The 20,648-nt window shown below is 38.6% G+C and carries 13 protein-coding genes and 1 pseudogene; 2 read left to right on the forward strand and 12 right to left on the reverse strand.

The window, feature by feature from the left end; translation table 11 throughout:
• Nucleotides 1–24: 24 nt before the first annotated feature.
• The 5 genes from dprA to gyrA all read right to left on the reverse strand — a co-directional run bounded on the left by dprA (nucleotide 25) and on the right by gyrA (nucleotide 6,419).
• Nucleotides 25–882 (reverse strand): DNA-processing protein DprA, encoded by an 858-nt coding sequence (gene dprA, locus QM928_RS00240; RefSeq protein ID WP_348982762.1) that lies wholly within the window; start codon nucleotides 880–882, stop codon nucleotides 25–27.
• Nucleotides 883–989: 107 nt separating this feature from the next.
• A complete protein-coding gene (gene dapA / locus QM928_RS00245) occupies nucleotides 990–1,925 on the reverse strand; it encodes a 4-hydroxy-tetrahydrodipicolinate synthase (RefSeq protein ID WP_153225726.1) in 936 nt (311 codons plus the stop codon).
• A 50-nt stretch (nucleotides 1,926–1,975) separates the two neighbouring features.
• Nucleotides 1,976–3,052 carry an aspartate-semialdehyde dehydrogenase gene (locus tag QM928_RS00250; RefSeq protein ID WP_414294191.1) on the reverse strand — a complete coding sequence of 359 codons (1,077 nt, stop codon included), beginning with the start codon at nucleotides 3,050–3,052 and terminating at the stop codon, nucleotides 1,976–1,978.
• 155 nt (nucleotides 3,053–3,207) lie between these two features.
• A complete protein-coding gene (locus QM928_RS00255; RefSeq protein WP_075232433.1) occupies nucleotides 3,208–3,951 on the reverse strand; it encodes a class A sortase in 744 nt (247 codons plus the stop codon).
• Nucleotides 3,951–6,419, reverse strand: coding sequence for a DNA gyrase subunit A (gyrA, locus tag QM928_RS00260; protein WP_075232434.1), 2,469 nt, complete (start codon nucleotides 6,417–6,419; stop codon nucleotides 3,951–3,953). Before gyrA ends, QM928_RS00255 begins: the two co-directional genes overlap by 1 nt.
• A gap of 193 nt (nucleotides 6,420–6,612) precedes the next feature.
• On the opposite strand from gyrA, the gene QM928_RS00265 reads away from it, so the two are divergent.
• Complete coding sequence (locus QM928_RS00265; protein WP_000176425.1) at nucleotides 6,613–7,599, forward strand: L-lactate dehydrogenase; 987 nt, start codon at nucleotides 6,613–6,615, stop codon at nucleotides 7,597–7,599.
• A gap of 57 nt (nucleotides 7,600–7,656) precedes the next feature.
• Here the strand turns inward: QM928_RS00265 and sdbB are convergent, their stop codons facing one another.
• The 6 genes from sdbB to QM928_RS00295 all read right to left on the reverse strand — a co-directional run bounded on the left by sdbB (nucleotide 7,657) and on the right by QM928_RS00295 (nucleotide 13,036).
• Nucleotides 7,657–8,217 carry a thiol-disulfide oxidoreductase-associated lipoprotein SdbB gene (sdbB, locus tag QM928_RS00270; protein WP_371607859.1) on the reverse strand — a complete coding sequence of 187 codons (561 nt, stop codon included), beginning with the start codon at nucleotides 8,215–8,217 and terminating at the stop codon, nucleotides 7,657–7,659.
• A gap of 12 nt (nucleotides 8,218–8,229) precedes the next feature.
• Entirely contained in the window at nucleotides 8,230–8,937 is a 708-nt protein-coding gene (gene ccdA2, locus QM928_RS00275) for a thiol-disulfide oxidoreductase-associated membrane protein CcdA2 (protein ID WP_371607860.1), read from the reverse strand.
• Nucleotides 8,938–9,063: 126 nt separating this feature from the next.
• Nucleotides 9,064–9,924, reverse strand: coding sequence for a methionyl aminopeptidase (locus tag QM928_RS00280; RefSeq protein WP_049525847.1), 861 nt, complete (start codon nucleotides 9,922–9,924; stop codon nucleotides 9,064–9,066).
• Nucleotides 9,925–9,938: 14 nt separating this feature from the next.
• Entirely contained in the window at nucleotides 9,939–11,216 is a 1,278-nt protein-coding gene (gene spxR / locus QM928_RS00285) for a CBS-HotDog domain-containing transcription factor SpxR (protein ID WP_000033785.1), read from the reverse strand.
• A complete protein-coding gene (locus QM928_RS00290; protein WP_414260339.1) occupies nucleotides 11,209–11,760 on the reverse strand; it encodes a GNAT family N-acetyltransferase in 552 nt (183 codons plus the stop codon). Before QM928_RS00290 ends, spxR begins: the two co-directional genes overlap by 8 nt.
• A gap of 16 nt (nucleotides 11,761–11,776) precedes the next feature.
• On the reverse strand, nucleotides 11,777–13,036 hold the full coding sequence (locus tag QM928_RS00295; RefSeq protein WP_045763439.1) for a UDP-N-acetylglucosamine 1-carboxyvinyltransferase: 1,260 nt from the start codon (nucleotides 13,034–13,036) through the stop codon (nucleotides 11,777–11,779).
• Between the two features lie 507 nt (nucleotides 13,037–13,543).
• Here QM928_RS00295 and QM928_RS00300 point away from each other — a divergent pair.
• A pseudogene (locus QM928_RS00300) lies at nucleotides 13,544–14,623 on the forward strand (transposase).
• Between the two features lie 50 nt (nucleotides 14,624–14,673).
• On the opposite strand, the gene QM928_RS00305 reads toward QM928_RS00300, so the two are convergent.
• Complete coding sequence (locus tag QM928_RS00305) at nucleotides 14,674–20,628, reverse strand: SIALI-17 repeat-containing surface protein (protein WP_414294192.1); 5,955 nt, start codon at nucleotides 20,626–20,628, stop codon at nucleotides 14,674–14,676.
• Between the last annotated feature and the right edge of the window lie 20 nt (nucleotides 20,629–20,648).

Here is a 20,648-nt window from a genome sequence, read left to right on the forward strand (position 1 = left end):
TAACCGATAAAACCTTGCTAGTTCTTAAAATTCAAATTCTGCTAGCACATCCTGACCACTTGAAACAAGTTTTGCACCTTCCTGAACCAAGTGATGACAACCATCTGAACGACCATCTAAAATGTTACCTGGAATAGCAAAGACATCTCTTCCTTCTTCCATAGCTCGCTCACAGGTAATCAAACTACCAGATCTCATCTTTGCCTCAGCAACAATGACACCCATACATAGACCAGCAATAATCCTATTTCGCGCTGGAAAATGATATTTCAAGGGTTCTTCACCAGGTCCATACTCACTCAGGAGCAAATGATATTCACCGATGTAGTCCTGCAGTCGTTTATTAGAACGCGGATAATAGACATCTAAGCCAGTCCCAATGACTGCAATGGTTTTTCCACCACCTTGAAGTATAGACATATGCGCTGCAGTATCAATCCCTCTAGCAAGCCCACTCACAATCACCAACTCATTCTCTAATTCTTCAATAACCTTACGAACTGATTTTGTCCCTGTTTGACTACAAGAGCGACTGCCTACAACCGCAATCTTAGGCAACTTTAAGAGATTTAAATCGCCCTTATAGAATAACAACACTGGAGCATCATAGATTTCACTGAGAGCAAAGGGATAGACATCGTCTAGGATGGAAAAAGAGGGAAATTTTTCAAAATCACTTCGTAGTCGCTCCATACTTTCAAAGGTGAGTTTATGGTAACGTTCCATAAAAACCACTGGATTTCTACACTCAGATGCTTCTGCTATCGTTTCTAGGGTTAATTCTTGATCATAGATTTCTCCATATTGAAGTACCTTTAAAACCTGTTGATTACTTAAACCTGCTTGTTTCAACTTATAAATCTCAAAATTATCAATCTTAATTTTCATGATAGACTCCTTGTTTTTCTCTTTATCTATTTATTCGTAGAAAAAGAAAAAAACTTCCCAACAATTTTACTTGTTTAGAAAGTTTTTTTATATTAGTTATCTTAGTAATCAGGACGAAGGACTCCAGTGACAGTTGCCTTGGTTGCTTCGTAGTCCCCATCAATAACAACCTTGATAATGCGTTTAGCATCCTCTTCAGGCGTAGGAACCAAAGGTAGACGAGTTGGCCCAGCTTCAAATCCCATATAGTTGAGTACCGCCTTAACAGGTGCCGGACTTGGGTAAGAGAAGAGAGCATTGACTTTAGGAATAAATTTACGTTGAATAGCTGCCGCTTTCTTCATATCACTTTCTTCGATTGCAGTAAACATTTCATGCATCTCATCTCCATTTGTATGGGAAGCAACAGAGATAACTCCGTCTGCACCAAGGTTCATAGCATGAAAAGCATCACCATCCTCACCAGTGTACACCAAGAATTCATCTGGTTTATGCTCAATCAAGTAAGCCATATTGGCAAGACTGGTACATTCTTTGACACCGATAATGTTTGGATGTTCCGCCAAACGAAGTAAGGTATCAGGAGTCATTTCGACAACTACACGACCTGGAATGTTATAGATGATAATTGGCAAATCAGAGGCATCTGCAATGGCTTTAAAGTGCTGATACATACCTTCTTGGGATGGTTTATTATAGTAAGGAACAATCGCAAGACCAGCCGCAAAACCGCCAAACTCTGCTACCTCTTTGACAAACTCAATAGAGTCACGTGTATCATTGGTACCAACACCAGCGATTAAAGGAACTCGTCCGTTGACAACCTTTTGAACAGCCGCAAACAACTGCAACTCCTCATCGTGAGTTAGAGTCGGACTCTCAGCAGTTGTTCCTGCTAGGAGAATTCCATCTGTATGATGTGCTAATAAATGTTCAATCAACTTTGGAATGGCATCGAAATTGATAGAGCCATCTTCATGAAAAGGAGTAATAAAGGCCGTGATAATTTTACAATCTTTTAAATCTTGATAAGACATACAAAACACCTCTCTATTTTAAAGAAGGAGTTCAAAAGAACTCCTACACATTATTTCAATTCAAATTTTAATTCAGCTGTTGGACGAACCAATCCACGTTCGTGAAGTGTTTCTGCAATTTGTACTGAGTTCCAAGCGGCACCTTTAAGAAGGTTATCAGATACTACCCACATGTGGATACCTTTTTCTGCATCCAAATCTTTACGGATACGTCCAACGAAAGTATCACGTGAACCAACAGCATTAACTGCTTGAGGATAGATTTGGTGAGCAACATCATCTTCAAGAACTGCACCTGGGAATGCAGCAATAGCAGCTTTCACTTCTTCAATTGGTGCTACTTCTTTTGTTTCAATATAGACTGACTCAGAGTGAGCTGACAAAACTGGAATACGTACACATGTTGCTGATACGGCAATGCTATCGTCTTCCATGATTTTCTTGGTTTCATTGGTCATCTTCATCTCTTCGTAAGTGTAATCATTATTAGTGAAAACGTCAATTTGCGGAAGAGCGTTGAAGGCAATTGGATAGTGTTTCTTATCGCCACCTGAAGGCAAGATTTCCGCATGCAAATCACGTGGATTCACGCCATCATTCAAGACTTCACGAAGCTCACGTTGAGTTTCAAGAATTGCTCCCATACCAGCACCTGAAACAGCTTGGTAAGTTGAAACGATAATACGGTCCAATCCCCATTTTTGACGAACGGGCTCAAGAGCCACCATCATTTGAATTGTTGAACAGTTAGGACAAGAGATAATTCCGTTGTGAGCATCAAGGGCGTGGGCATTCACTTCAGGAACAACCAATGGTACATCTGGATTTTGACGGAAATAAGAAGTGTTATCTACGACGACTGCGCCTGCCTTAACAGCATAAGGTGCGTATTTTGCAGAAGTTGATCCACCAGCTGAGAAAAGAGCAATATCAACCCCTTCAAAAGCGTCTTCTGTTGTTTCTTCGATGGTCACATCTTGACCTTTGAATTGCAAGACCTTACCTGCAGAACGTGCAGACGCAAGGTAACGAATCTTATCGATCGGAAGAGTTGATTCTTCCAACATTTTGATCATTTGAGCACCAACGGCACCTGTAGCGCCGACAACAGCAACTGTGTATCCCATAACAAACCTCTTTCGGAATTTTCTAAAAATTTCTATAATAGAAACATTATACTACTTTTTACCAAAATTGAAAAGTCTTTTTCCTATCTATTTTCTGAAATTGACAAGAAAAAGGTTCGCTAATACTAGCAAACCTTTTTTAATAATCTTATCTCTTAATATCTTTGCTTATAAGGCTTATTAAAGGCTTCTAAGACATCTGATGGAGTTTCTGCATAAGGTTTCACTTCTTTGAAATCACCCTTCACGATAATCCGTTCTGTAGCATTGTAGTCTACACAGGTTACCAAGGTAATTTCTTTGATTCCCTCACGGTCTTCTATTTCATCAACGCGGTCAGGTGTAACGTGTTTGACTTCACGAATGACATAGGTATAAACCTTTTCCTTATCAGTCAAATAAATTTTCATCCCTTCTTTGGCATTGACCAAAGGTGAAAAGAGCATCTGACTGGCATTTTCAGCTGTAAAAATATGGTGACTAGCGAGAGAATAATTTCCTTCCCCCATTTTTTGATTTGGTTTCATGGTTCCTGCCCCATAGAACAAGTTCACATTATCCAAGCCTTTAAAGATAGGTAAATTAATCTCTACTTCAGGAATGGCAATTCCTCCAATAACAGGAAGTTGTTGGGCATCCCACTGGGAGGATAAAACCGCTTCAGATGAGATTGCCTTTACTGAATCGAAATCAAAATTTCCTTCTGTATCCTGATTTTCTTCTAATTTTTCTTTTGATACCTGACTTACTTGGTACTTATTAGTATTCCAAACCATAAAAATATCACGGATTTTAGCGTTAAAAATCAAAGCGATTGATAGCAGTATCAGAAATCCTGCCAATATATTGATCAACAGATTTTTTCGTTTATTTTTCTTTTTATTGATTTTTTTAGACATTATGCTTCACTTTCTGTTTCCTGTTCTGCCCCAACTTCTTCTTTTTCTGCTGCTGCAACACTTGTAAAAGTCACAATCTTAGCATCTTGATCTAGACGCATCACTTTTACTCCCATAGTTGAACGTCCCGTTTGTGAAATATTGGCAACATTGGTTCGAATCATAACACCTGTGTCAGTGATAATCATCAGATCTTCATCCCCTTTTACTGTTAAGAGACCAGCCAGAGGACCATTTTTTTCAGTAACATTGGCTGTTTTCATTCCCTTACCGGCACGCCCTTTTGTTGGATATTCAGTCGCAACTGTGCGCTTACCGTATCCTTTCTCAGTAATGATAAGGACTTCATCTTGGTCAGTAATCACCCTTGCTCCAACTACAGCATCACCTTCACGAAGGTTTACCCCTTTAACACCAGTGGCAATACGACTCATGCTACGAACTGAAGACTGACTGAAACGAACTGCATAGCCTAATCTGGTTCCGATGATGATATCTGTGTCTTTTTCAGTTAGTAAGACATTAATCAACTCATCCTCATCTTTCAGATTTAAGGCTTTGAGACCATTTTGACGAATGTTGGCAAATTCTTTGACACTGGTTCTTTTGACAATACCTGCGCGAGTTGTAAAGAAGAGATAAGCATCATCACTACGTTCTGATTCAACATTGATAATGGTTTGAATGCTTTCACCTTCATCCAGTTTCAAAAGATTGACAACTGGCAACCCTTTGGCTGTACGACCGTATTCTGGAATTTCATATCCCTTAAGACGATAAACACGTCCTTTATTGGTGAAGAATAGCAAATGATCGTGAGTGCTGGTTGAAACCAATTCACGCACAAAGTCATCGTCCTTAACTCCAGTTCCTTGAACGCCACGTCCACCACGTTTTTGAGCTGTAAATTCGTCTTGGTCCAAACGTTTGATATAACCTTTATTTGATAGAGTGATAAGGACATCAGACTCTTCAATCAAGTCTTCATCTTCAAGAGTCAAGACTTCACCAACCATCAACTCAGTACGACGTGGATCGCCAAACTTACGTTTGACCTCATCCAATTCTTCCTTGATAATTTGCGCTACGCGTTCTGGTTTTGCAAGAATGTCTGCCAAGTCAGCAATCAAGGCAATAAGCTCATCATATTCTGACTGAATCTTGTCACGTTCCAAACCTGTCAATCGACGGAGACGCATATCAAGAATTGCCTGACTTTGACGTTCAGATAACTTGAACTTGCTCATCAATTCAGCTTGGGCTTCTGCATCCGTTTCACTGGCACGGATGATACGAATGACTTCGTCGATGTGGTCCAGAGCAATCAACAAACCTTCTAAGATGTGTGCACGCGCTTCAGCTTTCTCTTTGTCAAATTGAGTACGACGAGTCACCACTTCTTTTTGGTGCTCAATATAGGCATCCAAGATTTGACGAAGAGAAAGAATCTTTGGTACACCATTCTGGATAGCCAGCATGTTAAATCCAAAGCTAGTTTGCATTTGAGTCATCTTGAACAAGTTGTTCAAGATAACATTGGCTGACGCATCACGCTTCACTTCGATAACAAAGCGAACTCCCTCACGGTTTGATTCATCACGAACAGCTGTAATTCCTTCGATACGTTTTTCTTGAACTAAACGCACAATATGTTCATGGACTTTAGTCTTGTTGACCATGTATGGAAATTCTGTTACAACGATACGTTCGCGACCAGTCTTAGTTTCTTCGATTTCAGTACGAGAACGAAGCACAATCGATCCTTTACCAGTTTCGTAGGCCTTATGAATACCTGATTTCCCCATAACAAGGGCACCAGTTGGGAAATCTGGACCAGGAAGAACTTCCATTAATTCCTTGGTTGTGACTTCTGGATTATCCATCACTAACTTAACAGCATCAATGGTTTCACCCAAGTTATGTGGCGGAATATTAGTCGCCATACCAACAGCGATACCTGTAGCTCCATTGACCAAAAGATTTGGAAAACGAGCTGGTAAAACAACAGGTTCACGTTCATTGGCATCATAGTTATCAACAAAATCAACGGTATTTTTATTGATGTCACGAAGCATTTCAAGAGCAATCTTACTCATACGTGCTTCGGTATAACGCTGAGCTGCGGCACCATCACCATCCATGGAACCAAAGTTCCCATGCCCATCTACAAGCATGTAACGGTAACTCCACCATTGCGCCATACGAACCATAGCTTCGTAGATAGATGAGTCACCGTGCGGGTGGTATTTACCCATGACATCCCCTGTAATACGGGCAGATTTCTTATGAGGTTTATCTGGTGTCACACCCAATTCGTTCATACCGTATAGAATACGACGATGAACTGGTTTCAACCCATCTCGAACATCAGGAAGGGCCCGCGATACGATAACACTCATGGCGTAGTCGATAAAGCTGGTCTTCATCTCCTTTGTCAGATTGACATTCACTAAATTTTTATCTTGCATTAACAAATGCCTCATTTCACTATTAGTAACTAGATATATTATACCATAGTTTGACCTAGATTTCAGTCTTCCAATCCGACTAAAACGTTTACATGGCCAAGTGGATGTTATATCCGTGACAAAGCTATTTAAAAGTGATAGAATGAAACTAAACGGGGGAAGCCCTTAAAAAATGAAGGAGATGTTTAGACAAATGACATTAACTAAACAACACAAAAAAGTTATCCTTGTCGGTGACGGTGCCGTAGGATCATCATACGCTTTTGCTCTTGTTAACCAAGGAATTGCACAAGAACTTGGTATCATTGAAATTCCTCAATTGTTTGAAAAAGCTGTTGGTGATGCTGAAGACCTTAGCCACGCGCTTGCTTTTACTTCACCTAAGAAAATTTATGCAGCTAAGTATGAAGACTGTGCGGACGCTGACCTTGTAGTTATCACTGCTGGTGCTCCACAAAAACCAGGTGAAACTCGTCTTGACCTTGTTGGTAAAAACCTTGCTATCAACAAATCAATCGTTGAACAAGTTGTTGCTTCTGGTTTCGACGGTATCTTCCTTGTTGCAGCTAACCCAGTTGACGTTTTGACTTACTCAACTTGGAAATTCTCAGGTTTCCCTAAAGAACGTGTTATCGGTTCAGGTACTTCACTTGACTCAGCTCGTTTCCGTCAAGCACTTGCTGAAAAAATCGGCGTTGATGCTCGTTCAGTTCACGCCTACATCATGGGTGAACACGGTGACTCTGAGTTTGCTGTTTGGTCACACGCTAACGTTGCCGGTGTAAAATTGGAACAATGGTTGCAAGCTAACCGTGACTTGGATGAAGCTGACCTTGTAGAACTCTTCATCTCAGTTCGTGATGCTGCTTACTCAATCATCAACAAAAAAGGTGCAACATACTATGGTATCGCAGTAGCCCTTGCTCGTATTACAAAAGCTATCCTTGATGATGAAAATGCTGTTCTTCCACTTTCAGTATTCCAAGAAGGTCAATACGGAGTTGAAAACGTCTTTATCGGTCAACCAGCTATCGTTGGTGCACACGGTATTGTTCGTCCAGTTAACATCCCATTGAACGATGCTGAAACTCAAAAAATGCAAGCTTCAGCAAAAGAATTGCAAGCTATTATTGATGAAGCTTGGAAAAACCCTGAATTCCAAGCAGCTTCAAAAAACTAATTTAAGTTAGAAAAAATGTCTAGACGGTTTGTCTAGACATTTTTATATTTCATTACATTATTTCATTTGAGCAAAAGCTGCTTCTGCATCTGCGTTACTAATCGCACCTAATTGAATCTTAGCAATTTTACCCTGTGAATCAATTAGATACTCTGTAGGGATGCTTCGAATTTGATAATCTTGAAAAACAGCTCCTTTTGTATCATATAAAACAGGGATGTCTTTATAACCTTGTTCTTCAAACCACTTTGGAAATTGATCTACAGTTTTTTCACCTTGAAGCCCTGGCGCAATGACAGATAAAATTTCGAAATCGCGATCTTCTTTAGCAGCAAGCTCCATCAATTCTGGCATACTTTTCTTACATGGTCCACACCAAGATGCCCAAAATTTAAGATAAACTTTCTTACCTTTAAAATCAGATAATTTGACTTCTTTTCCATCCATCGATTGAAGGGTGAAATCAGGTGCTTCTGCTCCAATAGCTACTTGCTTCACAGGAGCTTGTTGTGTCTGATTTGATTGATTTTGTGGACTTGATTTTTTCTCTTCCTTGCCACAAGCAATCAGAAGAAAGAGAGACAAGAAACTAAGTCCAAAATAGATAATTTTTTTCATAGATAACTCCTTTTATCCTAATATTCCAGATAAGACATTTAACTGTCCCAACATTAATAAAATTCCCATGAGAATGATCAATAAACCACCAATCTTCTTCAATAAAAGTATGTGGGATTTGATTCTACTAAAATAAGGCATGACAAGACCTGATGCCAAGGCCAGAAATAAAAATGGAAGTGCCATTCCAAGAGTGTAAATGAGGGTCAATAAGGCCCCCTGAAGAGCTCCATTTCCTCCTGAAGCAGCCAGTGCTAAAACAGAACTTAAAACTGGGCCTATACATGGAGTCCAGCCAAAGCTGAAGCTGATCCCCAGTAAAAAGGCTGAGAGATATTTACTAGACTGTTTTTGCTTAAATGTTACTGTTTTTTGTACCTCTAATTTTTGTAGATGAAGAATTTCCATCTGATGCAATCCCAGTATGATAATCATGATTCCCATGACATAACGGAACCAGTCAGCATAAAGTAAATTCCCAAGGAATCCTGCTCCAAATCCAAGAATAAAGAAAATGAGAGAGATACCAGCAATAAAACAGAGGGTACGAATCAATCCTGACCAGGCAACATCTTTACCCCAAAAATGAAATGTCTTTGATTCCTCTTGATCATCTAGCAGAACACCTGCGTAGACTGGTAACAAGGGAAAGATACAGGGAGAAAAGAATGACAAGACCCCAGCTATAAAGACAGAAATAAAAAATAAAATACTTTCCAATTAAGAACCTTCTTTCATATAGTCATCTTTTATTTTACTATAAAAGAAAACGTTTGTAAGATATCTGCTACGCAAATTTATTTTCAACTTGAAAGAATCAAAAAAGGAGCTCAGCTCCTTTTTTGATTAATAAGTTCCCTCTTCACCTTGACTTGTCAAGATTACAGGCCCATCTTTTGTAATAACAAACTGATGCTCGTACTGACATGATAGACCACCGTCGATAGTTTTATGTGCCCAGCCTGTTTTCATATCTGTATCGATTTCCCAATCACCTGTATTGATCATAGGCTCAATGGTTAAGACCATACCTTCACGAAGGCGGAGACCACGACCTGCGATACCATAGTTAGGCACCATTGGTTCTTCATGCATAGTTGGACCAACACCGTGTCCTACAAGATCACGAACAACTCCGTAACCACGGCTTTCAGCATATTCCTGAATAGCAGCTCCAATATCTCCAATACGGTTTCCTACAACGGCTTTTTCAATACCAATGTACATAGCTTCCTTGGTCACGTCCATTAAGTTTTTTACTTCTTCTGACGGTTTTCCAACAGCGTAAGCCCAACAAGAATCTGCCAAGCCGCCCGTAAAGTTTTGAGTATATTTTTTCATCTGCTCAACGTTGTTAAAATTTAGTTTAGAAACATTGAGGTCAGACTTAGCGATTGGCCCGCCAAGAACCATATCTACCTTCAGCAAATCGCCTTCCTTCAAAATATAGTGGCGTGGAAAAGCATGGGCTACTTCGTCATTAAGCGAACAACAAGTTGCGTATGGATAATCCATCATTGCCCCATCAACACCAATTTGAAGAGGGAGGAAATTTTCTTCTTTACAACGACGACGCACATATTCTTCTACTTCCCACATATCTACACCTGGTTTGATGATGTCACGCAAACCGATGTGAATACTGGCCAGAAAATCGCCAGCCTTATCCATTGCTTCGATTTCTCTAGCTGATTTTAATGTAATCATGTTTTCTCCTAGTTTTAATTAATTTTTACAGTAACATTTGCTTTTGATACGATTTGATGATTGATATAAATGTCATAGTCAATAATGGCTGACCTTCTCGTATGATGAATAATTCTAGCCTGAATTCGCAAGATATCATCGATCTGAACAGCCTGTAAAAAGTAAATCAACATCTGTTCAATGATGAGGTTACGTCCGCTATTCACGACCAGATCCTGCGTCATATGGGTCAAAATTTCTGAAAGAACTCCATTTGCAAGGACTCCATTTTTTTCCAACATGAATGGTTCAACCGTAATGACAACTTCATCATGATGGTAAGATAACTTCTGACCAACCTGTTCTGAAAATGTTGGTAATGCTGAAACTTGAGAGCGGCTCATCTTTTCCATGACATCCCGTCTAGTAATAACACCAAGTAAAGTTTGATTACTTCTCACAACAGGTACCATTTCAAAGTCTTCAGCAATCATTCTCTGGCTAACGTTAGCGATATTCGTGGCTAAACCAGTCATGTAGACTGTCCTTGTCATGACCTTATCTATCGTTGTACCAGGTGATTTATCCCCAGCATCACGCATAGTAACTACACCAACAACCACCTGATGCTGATTAATAACAGGGAAACGGCTCGTTCTATTCTTACGAACCAAGTCTAGATAATCTTTGACAGTATCCGTTTCCTGTAGAAATCCATATTCATGACTGGTACGATAGATTTTTTCAACCGTTAAAATATCTGTCTTAATCTGAACGTTAGACAAAGCTCTGTTGATCATAGTCGCAATTGTAAATGTATCATGTTTACTGCGCAATACTGGAATATTTTTTTTATTAGCATGGTTCAAAACATCTTCATGAACTTCAAATCCACCTGTTACCAAGACAGCATTTTCATTTTCAAGTGCTAATAACTGAATACGTGTTCGATCTCCTACGATAAGTAAGCCGCCATCATGAAGATAAGAAAGAATATTCTTTTCAGTCATCGCTCCAATGGAGAATTTACTAAATTCTCTATCCAATCCAGCTTGACCAGCTAAAACTTCCGAGCCTGTAACTTCTGCAATTTCTGCGAACGTTAATTTCTCAATAGCTACTTTTTTTGACTTTACACGTACTGTTCCACTTCGAGGACGTGTTTCAACAAGTCCCCTATTTTCAGCTTCTTTGATAGCCCGATATGCCGTACCATCACTTACTCCCAGCCGATTTGAAATACTACGAACACTGACACGCTTCCCAACTGGTAATTCTTCCAAGTAGGCTAATATTTCTTGGTGTTTACTCATTTAGATTTCCTTTTGTATAACGGAATTCTAGATAATCCCGCATCTTTCGGGTATAACGATCGCTACCTTTAAAACGACGATAAAGAACAAAATTTGATTTTTCTGCTACTTTCTGACTAGCAACATTTTCTAGATGTGTCACAATCGAAAGTTGCTTCAATGCAAACTCGTTCATGGATAAATCTCGTAATTTGGTAACTGCTTCAGTCATATAACCCTGAGACCAATAGTCTTTCTTTAAAAAATAGCCAATTTCTGCTTCTTTCTTAATTTCATCAAGTTTTTCAAACTTGATAGCTCCAATCATTCGTTGCTCTTTTTTATCACAAATTGCCCAAATCCCCAAAGGTGATTTCATAAAATAATTGGCAAGAGCATACTGACTTTCTTCAATACTTGCTTGTGCAGGAAAGATAAATTGAAGATTTTCAGGATCTGATGCAAGTTGATGAAAATCATCTACATCTGTAAAAAAGAAGGGACGGAAATATAAACGTTCCGTCTCATAGAAAGAAAATTTTGCTAATTTAGTCCAGATATTCATTGCAATCCTCAAAGTGCTAATCTTCGATTAGCTCAATATCTGCTCCAAGATTACGCAATTTTTCGATAATATTCGAGTAGCCTCGAAGGATGAATTCAACATTTGTAATCTCTGTTTTTCCTTCAGCCATCAAGCCAGCAATAACTAAGGCAGCTCCAGCACGTAGGTCTGTCGCCTTAACTTTTGCACCCTGCAAAGGATTTCCACCCTTATAAAGGATGTGGTCGTTTGTTGTTGAAATATCTGCATTCATTTTGGCTAATTCAAAAACATGGTTGACACGTTTTTCATAGATTGTATCAATCAATGTGCCACGACCTTCTGCTTTTAATAGCAAAGGAGTAATAGGCTGTTGAAGATCTGTTGCGAAACCTGGATAAGGAGCTGTCTTGATATTAACAGCCTTTAGATTTGTTTGCTCTTCGACGAAAATACTGTCTTCAGAAACAGTCATGTGAACACCCATTTCTTCAAGTTTAGCAATAAATCCTTCTAAATGCTCATAAAGTACATTATTAATTCGAATCCCATGACCTACTGCAGCTGCCATTGAAATATAAGTACCTGCTTCGATACGGTCAGGAATGACTTGGTGACGTGTTCCGTGCAAGCTATCCACACCATCGATTGTAATCATATCCGTACCTGCTCCACGAATGTGAGCTCCCATATTGTTTAATAATGTAGCCACATCAATGATTTCAGGTTCGCGAGCAGCATTTTCAATAACTGTTCGACCTTTAGCTTTTACTGCTGCTAGCATCGTATTGATTGTTGCACCAACACTAACAGTATCCATATAGATATGCGCACCATGTAGGCTTGATCCCTGGGTTGAGAGATTCATATTATCTCCCTCGTAGGTTGTCTTAGCTCCCATAGCTTCAAATGCTTTTAAATGCAAATCAATCGGACGTGGTCCTAGGTCACACCCTCCAGGCAAACCTACAGTTGCTTCACCAAAACGTCCTAAAAGACTACCGTAGAAATAATAAGACGCACGCAAGCTATTAATTTTACCATAAGGCATTGGTTTATTTTGAACACCACGAGGATCAATCTCAAGAACATCGTCATAACGCTTGACACTAGCTCCCATGATCTCCATAATCTCAATAAGACTAGCTACATCAGAGATGTCTGGAACACAATCCAAAATCACAACATCATCTGATAAAATAATGGCAGGAATCAAGGCAACGACACTATTTTTAGCGCCACTAATCGTAATTTCACCTTTCAATGGTCTCCCACCGTTAATGACAATTTTTTTCATTTTATACTCTTTCACTATTTATTAAGAAGGTCTCACCCTATATTATACCATATTTCTTACTAATAGCCAATCCTATAAAATAATTAAGCCTAGAACTATCTTGATATTAAAGACGATAACTTTGTTTATATCAGTTAGAATTATCATACTTATCAAAGCTAGTAAAAATCTTCCTCACCTATATTTTTAAGGCTTGCAAAAAAATTTTTACTGTACATTTTTTGTTTGCGATTGGGTAAAAAAGACAGACTTAATAGGTATATGCAATAGTATTCAACTTTTATAAAATAAGAAATTAAACCGATGATATTGTACAAAAATTTTACATAAAAAGCATTCTGGGTACCAAAATGCGTATCAGCGTGGGTATCAAAACAAAAAAAGGCTCTATAATATTTGTAGTGGGTAAATCCCCTATGGATGTTATGGAGCCTATTTTGTTGTAGAAAAAAAGTCCCATAAGATCTATAATGAAAAGCGACAAAACAACTTATTAGAAAGAATCATATGGAACAACTACATTTTATCACAAAATTACTCGATATCAAAGACCCAAATATCAAGATTGTAGATATCATCAATATGGATACACACAATGATGGTCGCTTAGATTTCTCTCGTCAAGAAAAATCACCAAATCCCTCGTATTATCAACCAAAAAATTGCTCAAAAGTTGATTGAATAGGCTTCTATGACTGACATTGCCCATCAGCTTTCCATTTCAACTTCAACTGTCATTCGCAAGCTCAATGACTTCCGTTTTAAGCATGATCGCCTTCCTGAGATTATGTCTTGGGACGTTGAAACAGTCAGGGGAGTGACTGTTTCAATCGAGAGATGAAGATGAGTTTCATTTCTCAAGATTTTGACAATCTCAATATCATCACAGTTCTGGAATGTAGAACACAATCTATCATCCGAAATCATTTTCTTAAATATGAAAGTTCTGTCAAAATCATTACTATGGATATGTTTATCCCTTATTATGACTTGACTAGACAACTTCGCTTTCGAATTTCTAGGCTCAGGCTGAAACAGTCTACGAGACTGTTTCACTCCCAAACGCTAAAATCGTTCTGGATTGCTTTCACATTGTACAACATCTAAGCCGTGCTATGAGTCGTGTGCGTGTCCAAATTATGAATCAATCAGGATAGTCGTAAACTGAGTGATAAACGTTTTTATCGCCCTACTTTTCGTATGCATTTAACCAATAAGGAAATCCTAAACAAGCTTTTGAGCTATTCCGAAGACTTGAAACACCACTATCATCTCTATCAACTCTGGCTTTTCCACTTTCAGAATAAGGAGCCGAAGAAATTCTTTGGACTCATTGAGGACAATCTAAAGCTGGTTCATCCTCTTTTTCAGACTGTCTTTAAAACCTTTCTAAAGGACAAAGAGAAAATTGTCAACGCTCTTCAACTACCCTATTCTAACGCCAAACTGGAAGCCACTAATAATCTAATCAAACTTATTAAACGCAATGCCTTTGGTTTTCAGAACTTTGAAAACTTCAAAAAACGCATTTTTATCGCTCTGAACATCAAAAAAGAAAGGACGAAATTTGTCCTTTCTCGAGATTAGCTTTTCTTCAACCCACTACAGTTGACAAAGAGCCAAAAAACTTGTCCCTTTTATATTTTAAACAATGGATTTAAGAAACCATCTGTGTTTTTTAGAAGGGATTTAAAGACTTTAGATTTCAAATTTTCAGTATTTGAGTAGTTTCCAGCCTTCTTGAGGTCTTCTGTGACCGCTTTGTCGAACAAGGCTTTGAGTTCATTATAATTGTGGATGGTTTGTCCATCAATTGTAATCTCTGTGAATCCTTTTTCAGCTCTGACTTTCACATCATGATACCAATGTCTCTTCCACTCTTCAAGTGTCTTGAATTTGTCTCCAGATACTTTCTTGATAATGAAATCATCGCCTAAAAGACCTTTATTTTCTTTATCAGCAGCACCTTGATGTTTGCTTGAAACATAGTCAATGAATCCATGTTCATATCCATAGTACCCCCACATACGGAAGGCATTATGTTTGAATGATAATGAACCTGGTGCTCCTTGGCTTGTATTACCACCGTAAATACCAGCCATCATATTGACATTGACATAAGCCGTACCAAAATCTTCTGGGTGGAAGACTTTATTGCCTGGATTTCCGTGAATAGTCATAAAATTGTTATTTACCAAATCATCAATGGTTTCAAGATTGGTTATTTTCTCAGCGTCTGTCAAGTCACGCACTTTGTCCCATTGGTGAGGACCACTTAGTTTATTTCTATCCATTGGTCGACGTATTTCACGGTCAATTTTCTTGAACCACTTACTATTGTCACCTTTAACCTTAGGAAGAACAGCTTCAGCTTCAGCATAATCAAGCATCATCATAGCTTCATTGTAGTTCTTCATGTATTTATCTATAGTTTCACGCGAATCCAGCTTGTTAGGATTATAGTTGTACCATTGGTTACCATCATTTTGACGTTCAAATGCCATATTTAATCCAAGTGCACCGTATTCACCTTGATGTCCGTGTTGTGCTGGAGTTTGTAACATACCCTGAGCAAATGCTTCAAGGTCTGTACCTTGTCGATGTCTATGACCACCCAAATATGCCATGCGGTCATTTACGTGGGTAGTTTCATGTGTAAAGGCAGATGTGCCGTATTCACTTATTAAATCCGACATAACAAAATATACAGCATCCATAGGTTGTGGATCAGCAAAGATGTAAGCATAGGCTCCATAGCCATACTTATACTCATGATACTTCCCAATACGACCAAAGAATTCCCTGACTGGAGTATAGTCTGATTTTCCATTTCTATGTCCGAATCTGTCAGGCCAGCCACCTGGAGCATTATGATTATCCCATACAGGAGTTGGAACTACATTTTGACTCTTAAGAAGTTTATCGCGTACATTATCAGTAGCAAGACGTGACCAAAAATCTAAGTAATTAACTTGCTCTTTGGCACGTAGATTAATCTCTTTTTTAAAGGCTTCACGTTCTTCTTCAGTATTTTTGTTGTATTTTTCAAATGCACCGAATGAAATTGAATTATACGTTGAAATCATAAATAGATGTGCATTTTTCAAATTAAGAAGAGGTAAAATCATGCGCCCATGCTGCCCATTATTAATTCCTTCGTATAGACGATATTTTTTGTTAGCAAATGCAGGGTTCGTTGATGGTTGTTCAACTACATACGCGTTCTTTTCAATAGCTTTCTTAAACCAGTCATTTATATCTGTATGGTTAGTGAATAGCTTCATATTGTAATGTAAGAATCCATTTAATTCATTTATTCCAATTGTTCCACCTATAGTTTCACGATAAGCTTCTAAAGTTCTATCTCCTTTAACATTTCTTTCACTTGAACCAATTTTGATTAAGAAATCTAAAACATTAACATTCTTACCATAAAAATCAGGTTTAAACATCATAATATCTTTAATTGATAACTCATCGTATTTAAAACCATAATATTGATTTAAGTAGGCCAGCCCCATCATGATTTTAGCTTTGTTATCTTCAACTTTCTTAAGTAAAGCACGCTCGACTACTTCCCCACCGTTTAACTGATGATCTTCATTTTCTAAAATCTGACTAACAAGTTTTTCTAAGTTTCCTTTGACTTCTTCGAAGCTTTCTTCTAAATACAAGCCCTTAATGTACTCAGTTTTCTTCTCAGGGGTATTTTGCCAAGGTTTCTCACGCTTATCCATAAAGCTACGAACTTCATCTGAAAGTAGGGTAACACTAGCTAACTTCTCTTTGATATTGCTTGCTAACTGGCTACGATTCTTCATAACCATATTTGGAGTATAGACAATGTTTTGACCTGCTACATCATACTCTTTTACTTGAGCTACTTTAGAATTCGTTTTAGCGGTCACAGTTAACTCTTCTTTTGTACCATCAGCATAGTGAACCATAATCTTATCAATATCCGATAAATCAGTGACAAATTGCCCTGCTTTCATACCTGTTACAGACAGAACCGTTTTCTTAACAAGATTGGACTCATCTGTTAACTTATTCCCTTGGTTTACAATCCACTCTTTGTTATAAAATGGTTGCAGTTTTTCCAAGTTTCGATAAGCTAGGTTTCTTGTTTCTTGGTAGTCCTGAATCGCTTTATATTCAGAATCTCTATCAACAATACGATTTAACTTGTTTACAACTGGATCTTGAATAGCGAAAGTATTCGCAGTAATCCCCATATTAGCGATTTTGGCGTCTGCTTCTGCTTGAGAGATAGACTGAATCTGTTTCGAACGCTTGTAGGTACTTTCTCCAGTAGCAACATCTTTTACATAATAATTATTTTTGAAGTAGTCAAAACCAAAGTATGGGTCACCGTCAATAGAAGCTGAACCATACATAATTTCACCGTTATTGACTTTCATCATACTAATATTATTCTCAACCCAACCCCAGTCATAGTTTTCGTGAACTAAACCACCACTTTGACCATGATTTTTCAGAGTCATAGTACCTTTAACAACAGAATTTGTCAAACGACCTTTTTGTTTAACATCCCACTGATTACTTCCGTGATTGACTTTAGCTACTAAACCACCAAACTTAGAATTGTTACCTACAATATCACCGTCAAAATAAACACTATCCGTGTTACTTCGCCAACTTTCGCTGACAAGTCCACCAGACCACCAGCCTTTATCTCCAAGACTGTTAATCTTGCCAATAAAAGCTACATTGCGCATATTAGCTTCGTCTAACTTATTAACAGCACCGGTTACATCGTTATTTCCTGTTACTGAACCTACTACTTTGATATTCTCAAGTGTAGACTTCTTAAACATATTACCAATAGGTGCAACTTTATCAGCCCAAGGCATGTTTATATTTACATTACCTAAGTTAAAGTTTTTGAGTGTAGCACCTTCAGCCTCATTAAACAAAGGTCTTTCTAAGTTATGAATCGTGTACTGATGATTCTCTACACTTGATAAAGTACCTCTAAACTTAGCCATAACATAAGCTTTACCTGCTGGCTTAACGTTAACTGCATTCAAATCTGCACCAAGTTTAAACTCACCGGTAGGATTTGCTTGCATATCTTTTGCTAAATCATGGAAGTTGTAATAAACCTTATCCTCGGTAGCCCTCGGTTTTTCAAGATAATAAGTGTAAGTATCTCTTAACTTACCGTCTTTATCACGTTGAACTAAGTCAGGTGCTTTTGCCGTTATCTTGTAAAGCTGCTTACCTTCCTCAATGACCTCTTCAATCTTATCAATTGCTAAACGAGTCACTTTGTTTTCTCTGGAGGTTACTTTTAAGTAATAGTTGTTAACATTACTTGGAAGAGATGTTAAATGATTACTATCGCTTTCGACACCGCTTTCGTTTACTTGTACGAGACTGGTATTTGCAATATCTTTCAACTCAACTTTCTTTAAATCTAAGCGTAAAGGTTTATCTTCCAAAGTCGATACTTCTGCACCCTTACCTACATCATAAGTCATAGTGGTTGAAATCGTATAATCTTTGTAATAGTCTAAGTTCTCTAATACTTGAGATAAGTTATCGATTTTTAAATCAAGCGTTTTTACAATTTTTCCACCTTCTTTGATAGTCGCTACAATGCGTGTAATTGTAGCATTGTCTTGATTTTCTAGATTGTAGTTAATTGTAGCAGACTTAGCTAAAACATCCTTAGATACAGTGGTCAGAGTCAAAACAGGAGCTGTTTTTTCTTTTGGCTTTTCTTTTGTACCTTTTACAAGAATTTCAGGCTTCATTTCTTTTAACACAGTTACGGTTTCAACTGGTTCACTGATTTTTTTGCCATGTAACTCTTCATAGCTAGTAACAATTTGACGTTCGCCGTCCTCACCAACTTGTTTAACAGAATCATCACCTATAAATTTGGTAGGATCAGATTCTTCTGTGATAGTTTTAGGAATAGTCTCTGTACGAATATCAGTATGTAAAGCAGGAAGCTCTTCTCTCTCTGGAGCAACGTCAGGAACTGTAGCTAGTGGATCAGTATACTCTGAGATTTCAATAACCGGCGGATCAATTAAGTTTCCTGTTTCATCTACTCCTGTTGTACCTACAGAACCCGTATATTCTGGTTTCTCAGCCTTAGGCGCTTCGTCTGGGACTGTACCTACAGAAGCAGTGTACTCTGGCTTCTCAGACTTAGGTGCTTCTTCTGGAACTGTGCCTACCGGTTCAGTGTATGCTGGTTTTTCATGAACTTCCGGCTCACCTTTGTCAGTCACAACAGCTTCGGGTAACGCTGGTTGAACTTCCGGTTCACCTTTATCAGTTACAACAGCTTCGGGTAAGGCTGGTTGAACTTCCGGCTCGCCTTTGTCAGTCACAATAGCTTCCGGCAACGCTGGTTGAACTTCCGGTTCACCTTTATCAGTTACAACAGCTTCGGGTAACGCTGGTTGAACTTCCGGTTCGCCTTTGTCACTCACAACAGCTTCGGGTAAGGTTGGTTGAACTTCTGGTTCACCTTTATCAGTTACAACAGCTTCGGGTAAGGCTGGTTGAACTTCCGGTTCGCCTTTGTCATTCACAACAGCTTTGGGTAAGGTTGGTTGAACTTCTGGTTCACCTTTATCAGTTACAACAGCTTCGGGTAAGGCTGGTTGAACTTCCGGTTCACCTTTATCAGTTACAACAGCTTCGGGTAACGCTGGTTGAACTTCCGGTTCGCCTTTGTCAGTCACAATAGCTTCCGGCAACGCTGGTTGAACTTCCGGTTCTACAAGGTTTGTACCTATTGGTTGCGTATAGTCAGGCTTCTCATACTTAGGAGCATCGTCTGGGACTGTGCCTACTGGTGCAGTGTACTCTGGTTTCTCTGATTTAGGTGCTTCGTCTGGAGCCATACCTACAGGCTCAGTGTATGCTCGCTTCTCAGCTTTAGGAGCCATATCAGGAACTGTTCCTACCGGTGCAGTATATTCTGGTTTCTCATGAACTTCGGGCTCAACCAGATTACCACCAACTGGTGCTGTATGTTCTGGTTTTTCTGCTTTAGGCGCTTCATTAGGGATACTTTGAATTTCAGATACTGGAACATTTTTTGTCCCCTCATTCTTATGTTGAATTTCTGAAATTGCATCATCATTAAGGGGTAAGTATCCAATATAACGATATCCAGCAATTTGAACCACTCCTTCATTACTTGGAGCTTTCAAAGGATTGCTTATATCGAGAGCTTGCATACTAGAAAGACTAATCAGTCCGATAGTAGTAACTAAGAACAAACTAGAAACTTTTTTCTTTTTATGAACCAAAAGGACTAAACTACCAACAGCTAATAGACCTAAAGCTGTAAGCACAGAAGTCGATGAACCTGTCGCAGGAAGAGCTTCCTGCTGATAAATAAGAGCATAAGTTACCTCATTATCAGTAGGAATTCCTGCTTGAATCTTGCTTTGTTCTTCCTTTGTAAGAGCGCTTTTTTCAACATAATGATATGTAGAAGCATGAATGATTGACGGTGCAACCAAGATGCTTCCGAGTAAAACTGAACCAACAATCCCACAGATTTTTCGGATTGAAAACCGTTCTTTTTTAAATAATGACAATCGTAATCACCTTCTTTAAT

It is taken from the genome of Streptococcus infantis (assembly GCF_047460405.1).
GTDB lineage: Bacteria > Bacillota > Bacilli > Lactobacillales > Streptococcaceae > Streptococcus > Streptococcus infantis_Q.

Coding starts and splice junctions, on each gene's coding strand:
- dapA (WP_153225726.1), bottom strand. CDS start 1,925: ATGTCTTATCAAGATTTAAAAGATTGTAAAATTATCACGGCCTTTATT.
- QM928_RS00250 (WP_414294191.1), bottom strand. CDS start 3,052: ATGGGATACACAGTTGCTGTTGTCGGCGCTACAGGTGCCGTTGGTGCT.
- QM928_RS00255 (WP_075232433.1), bottom strand. CDS start 3,951: ATGTCTAAAAAAATCAATAAAAAGAAAAATAAACGAAAAAATCTGTTG.
- gyrA (WP_075232434.1), bottom strand. CDS start 6,419: ATGCAAGATAAAAATTTAGTGAATGTCAATCTGACAAAGGAGATGAAG.
- QM928_RS00265 (WP_000176425.1), top strand. CDS start 6,613: ATGACATTAACTAAACAACACAAAAAAGTTATCCTTGTCGGTGACGGT.
- sdbB (WP_371607859.1), bottom strand. CDS start 8,217: ATGAAAAAAATTATCTATTTTGGACTTAGTTTCTTGTCTCTCTTTCTT.
- QM928_RS00280 (WP_049525847.1), bottom strand. CDS start 9,924: ATGATTACATTAAAATCAGCTAGAGAAATCGAAGCAATGGATAAGGCT.
- spxR (WP_000033785.1), bottom strand. CDS start 11,216: ATGAGTAAACACCAAGAAATATTAGCCTACTTGGAAGAATTACCAGTT.
- QM928_RS00290 (WP_414260339.1), bottom strand. CDS start 11,760: ATGAATATCTGGACTAAATTAGCAAAATTTTCTTTCTATGAGACGGAA.
- QM928_RS00295 (WP_045763439.1), bottom strand. CDS start 13,036: ATGAAAAAAATTGTCATTAACGGTGGGAGACCATTGAAAGGTGAAATT.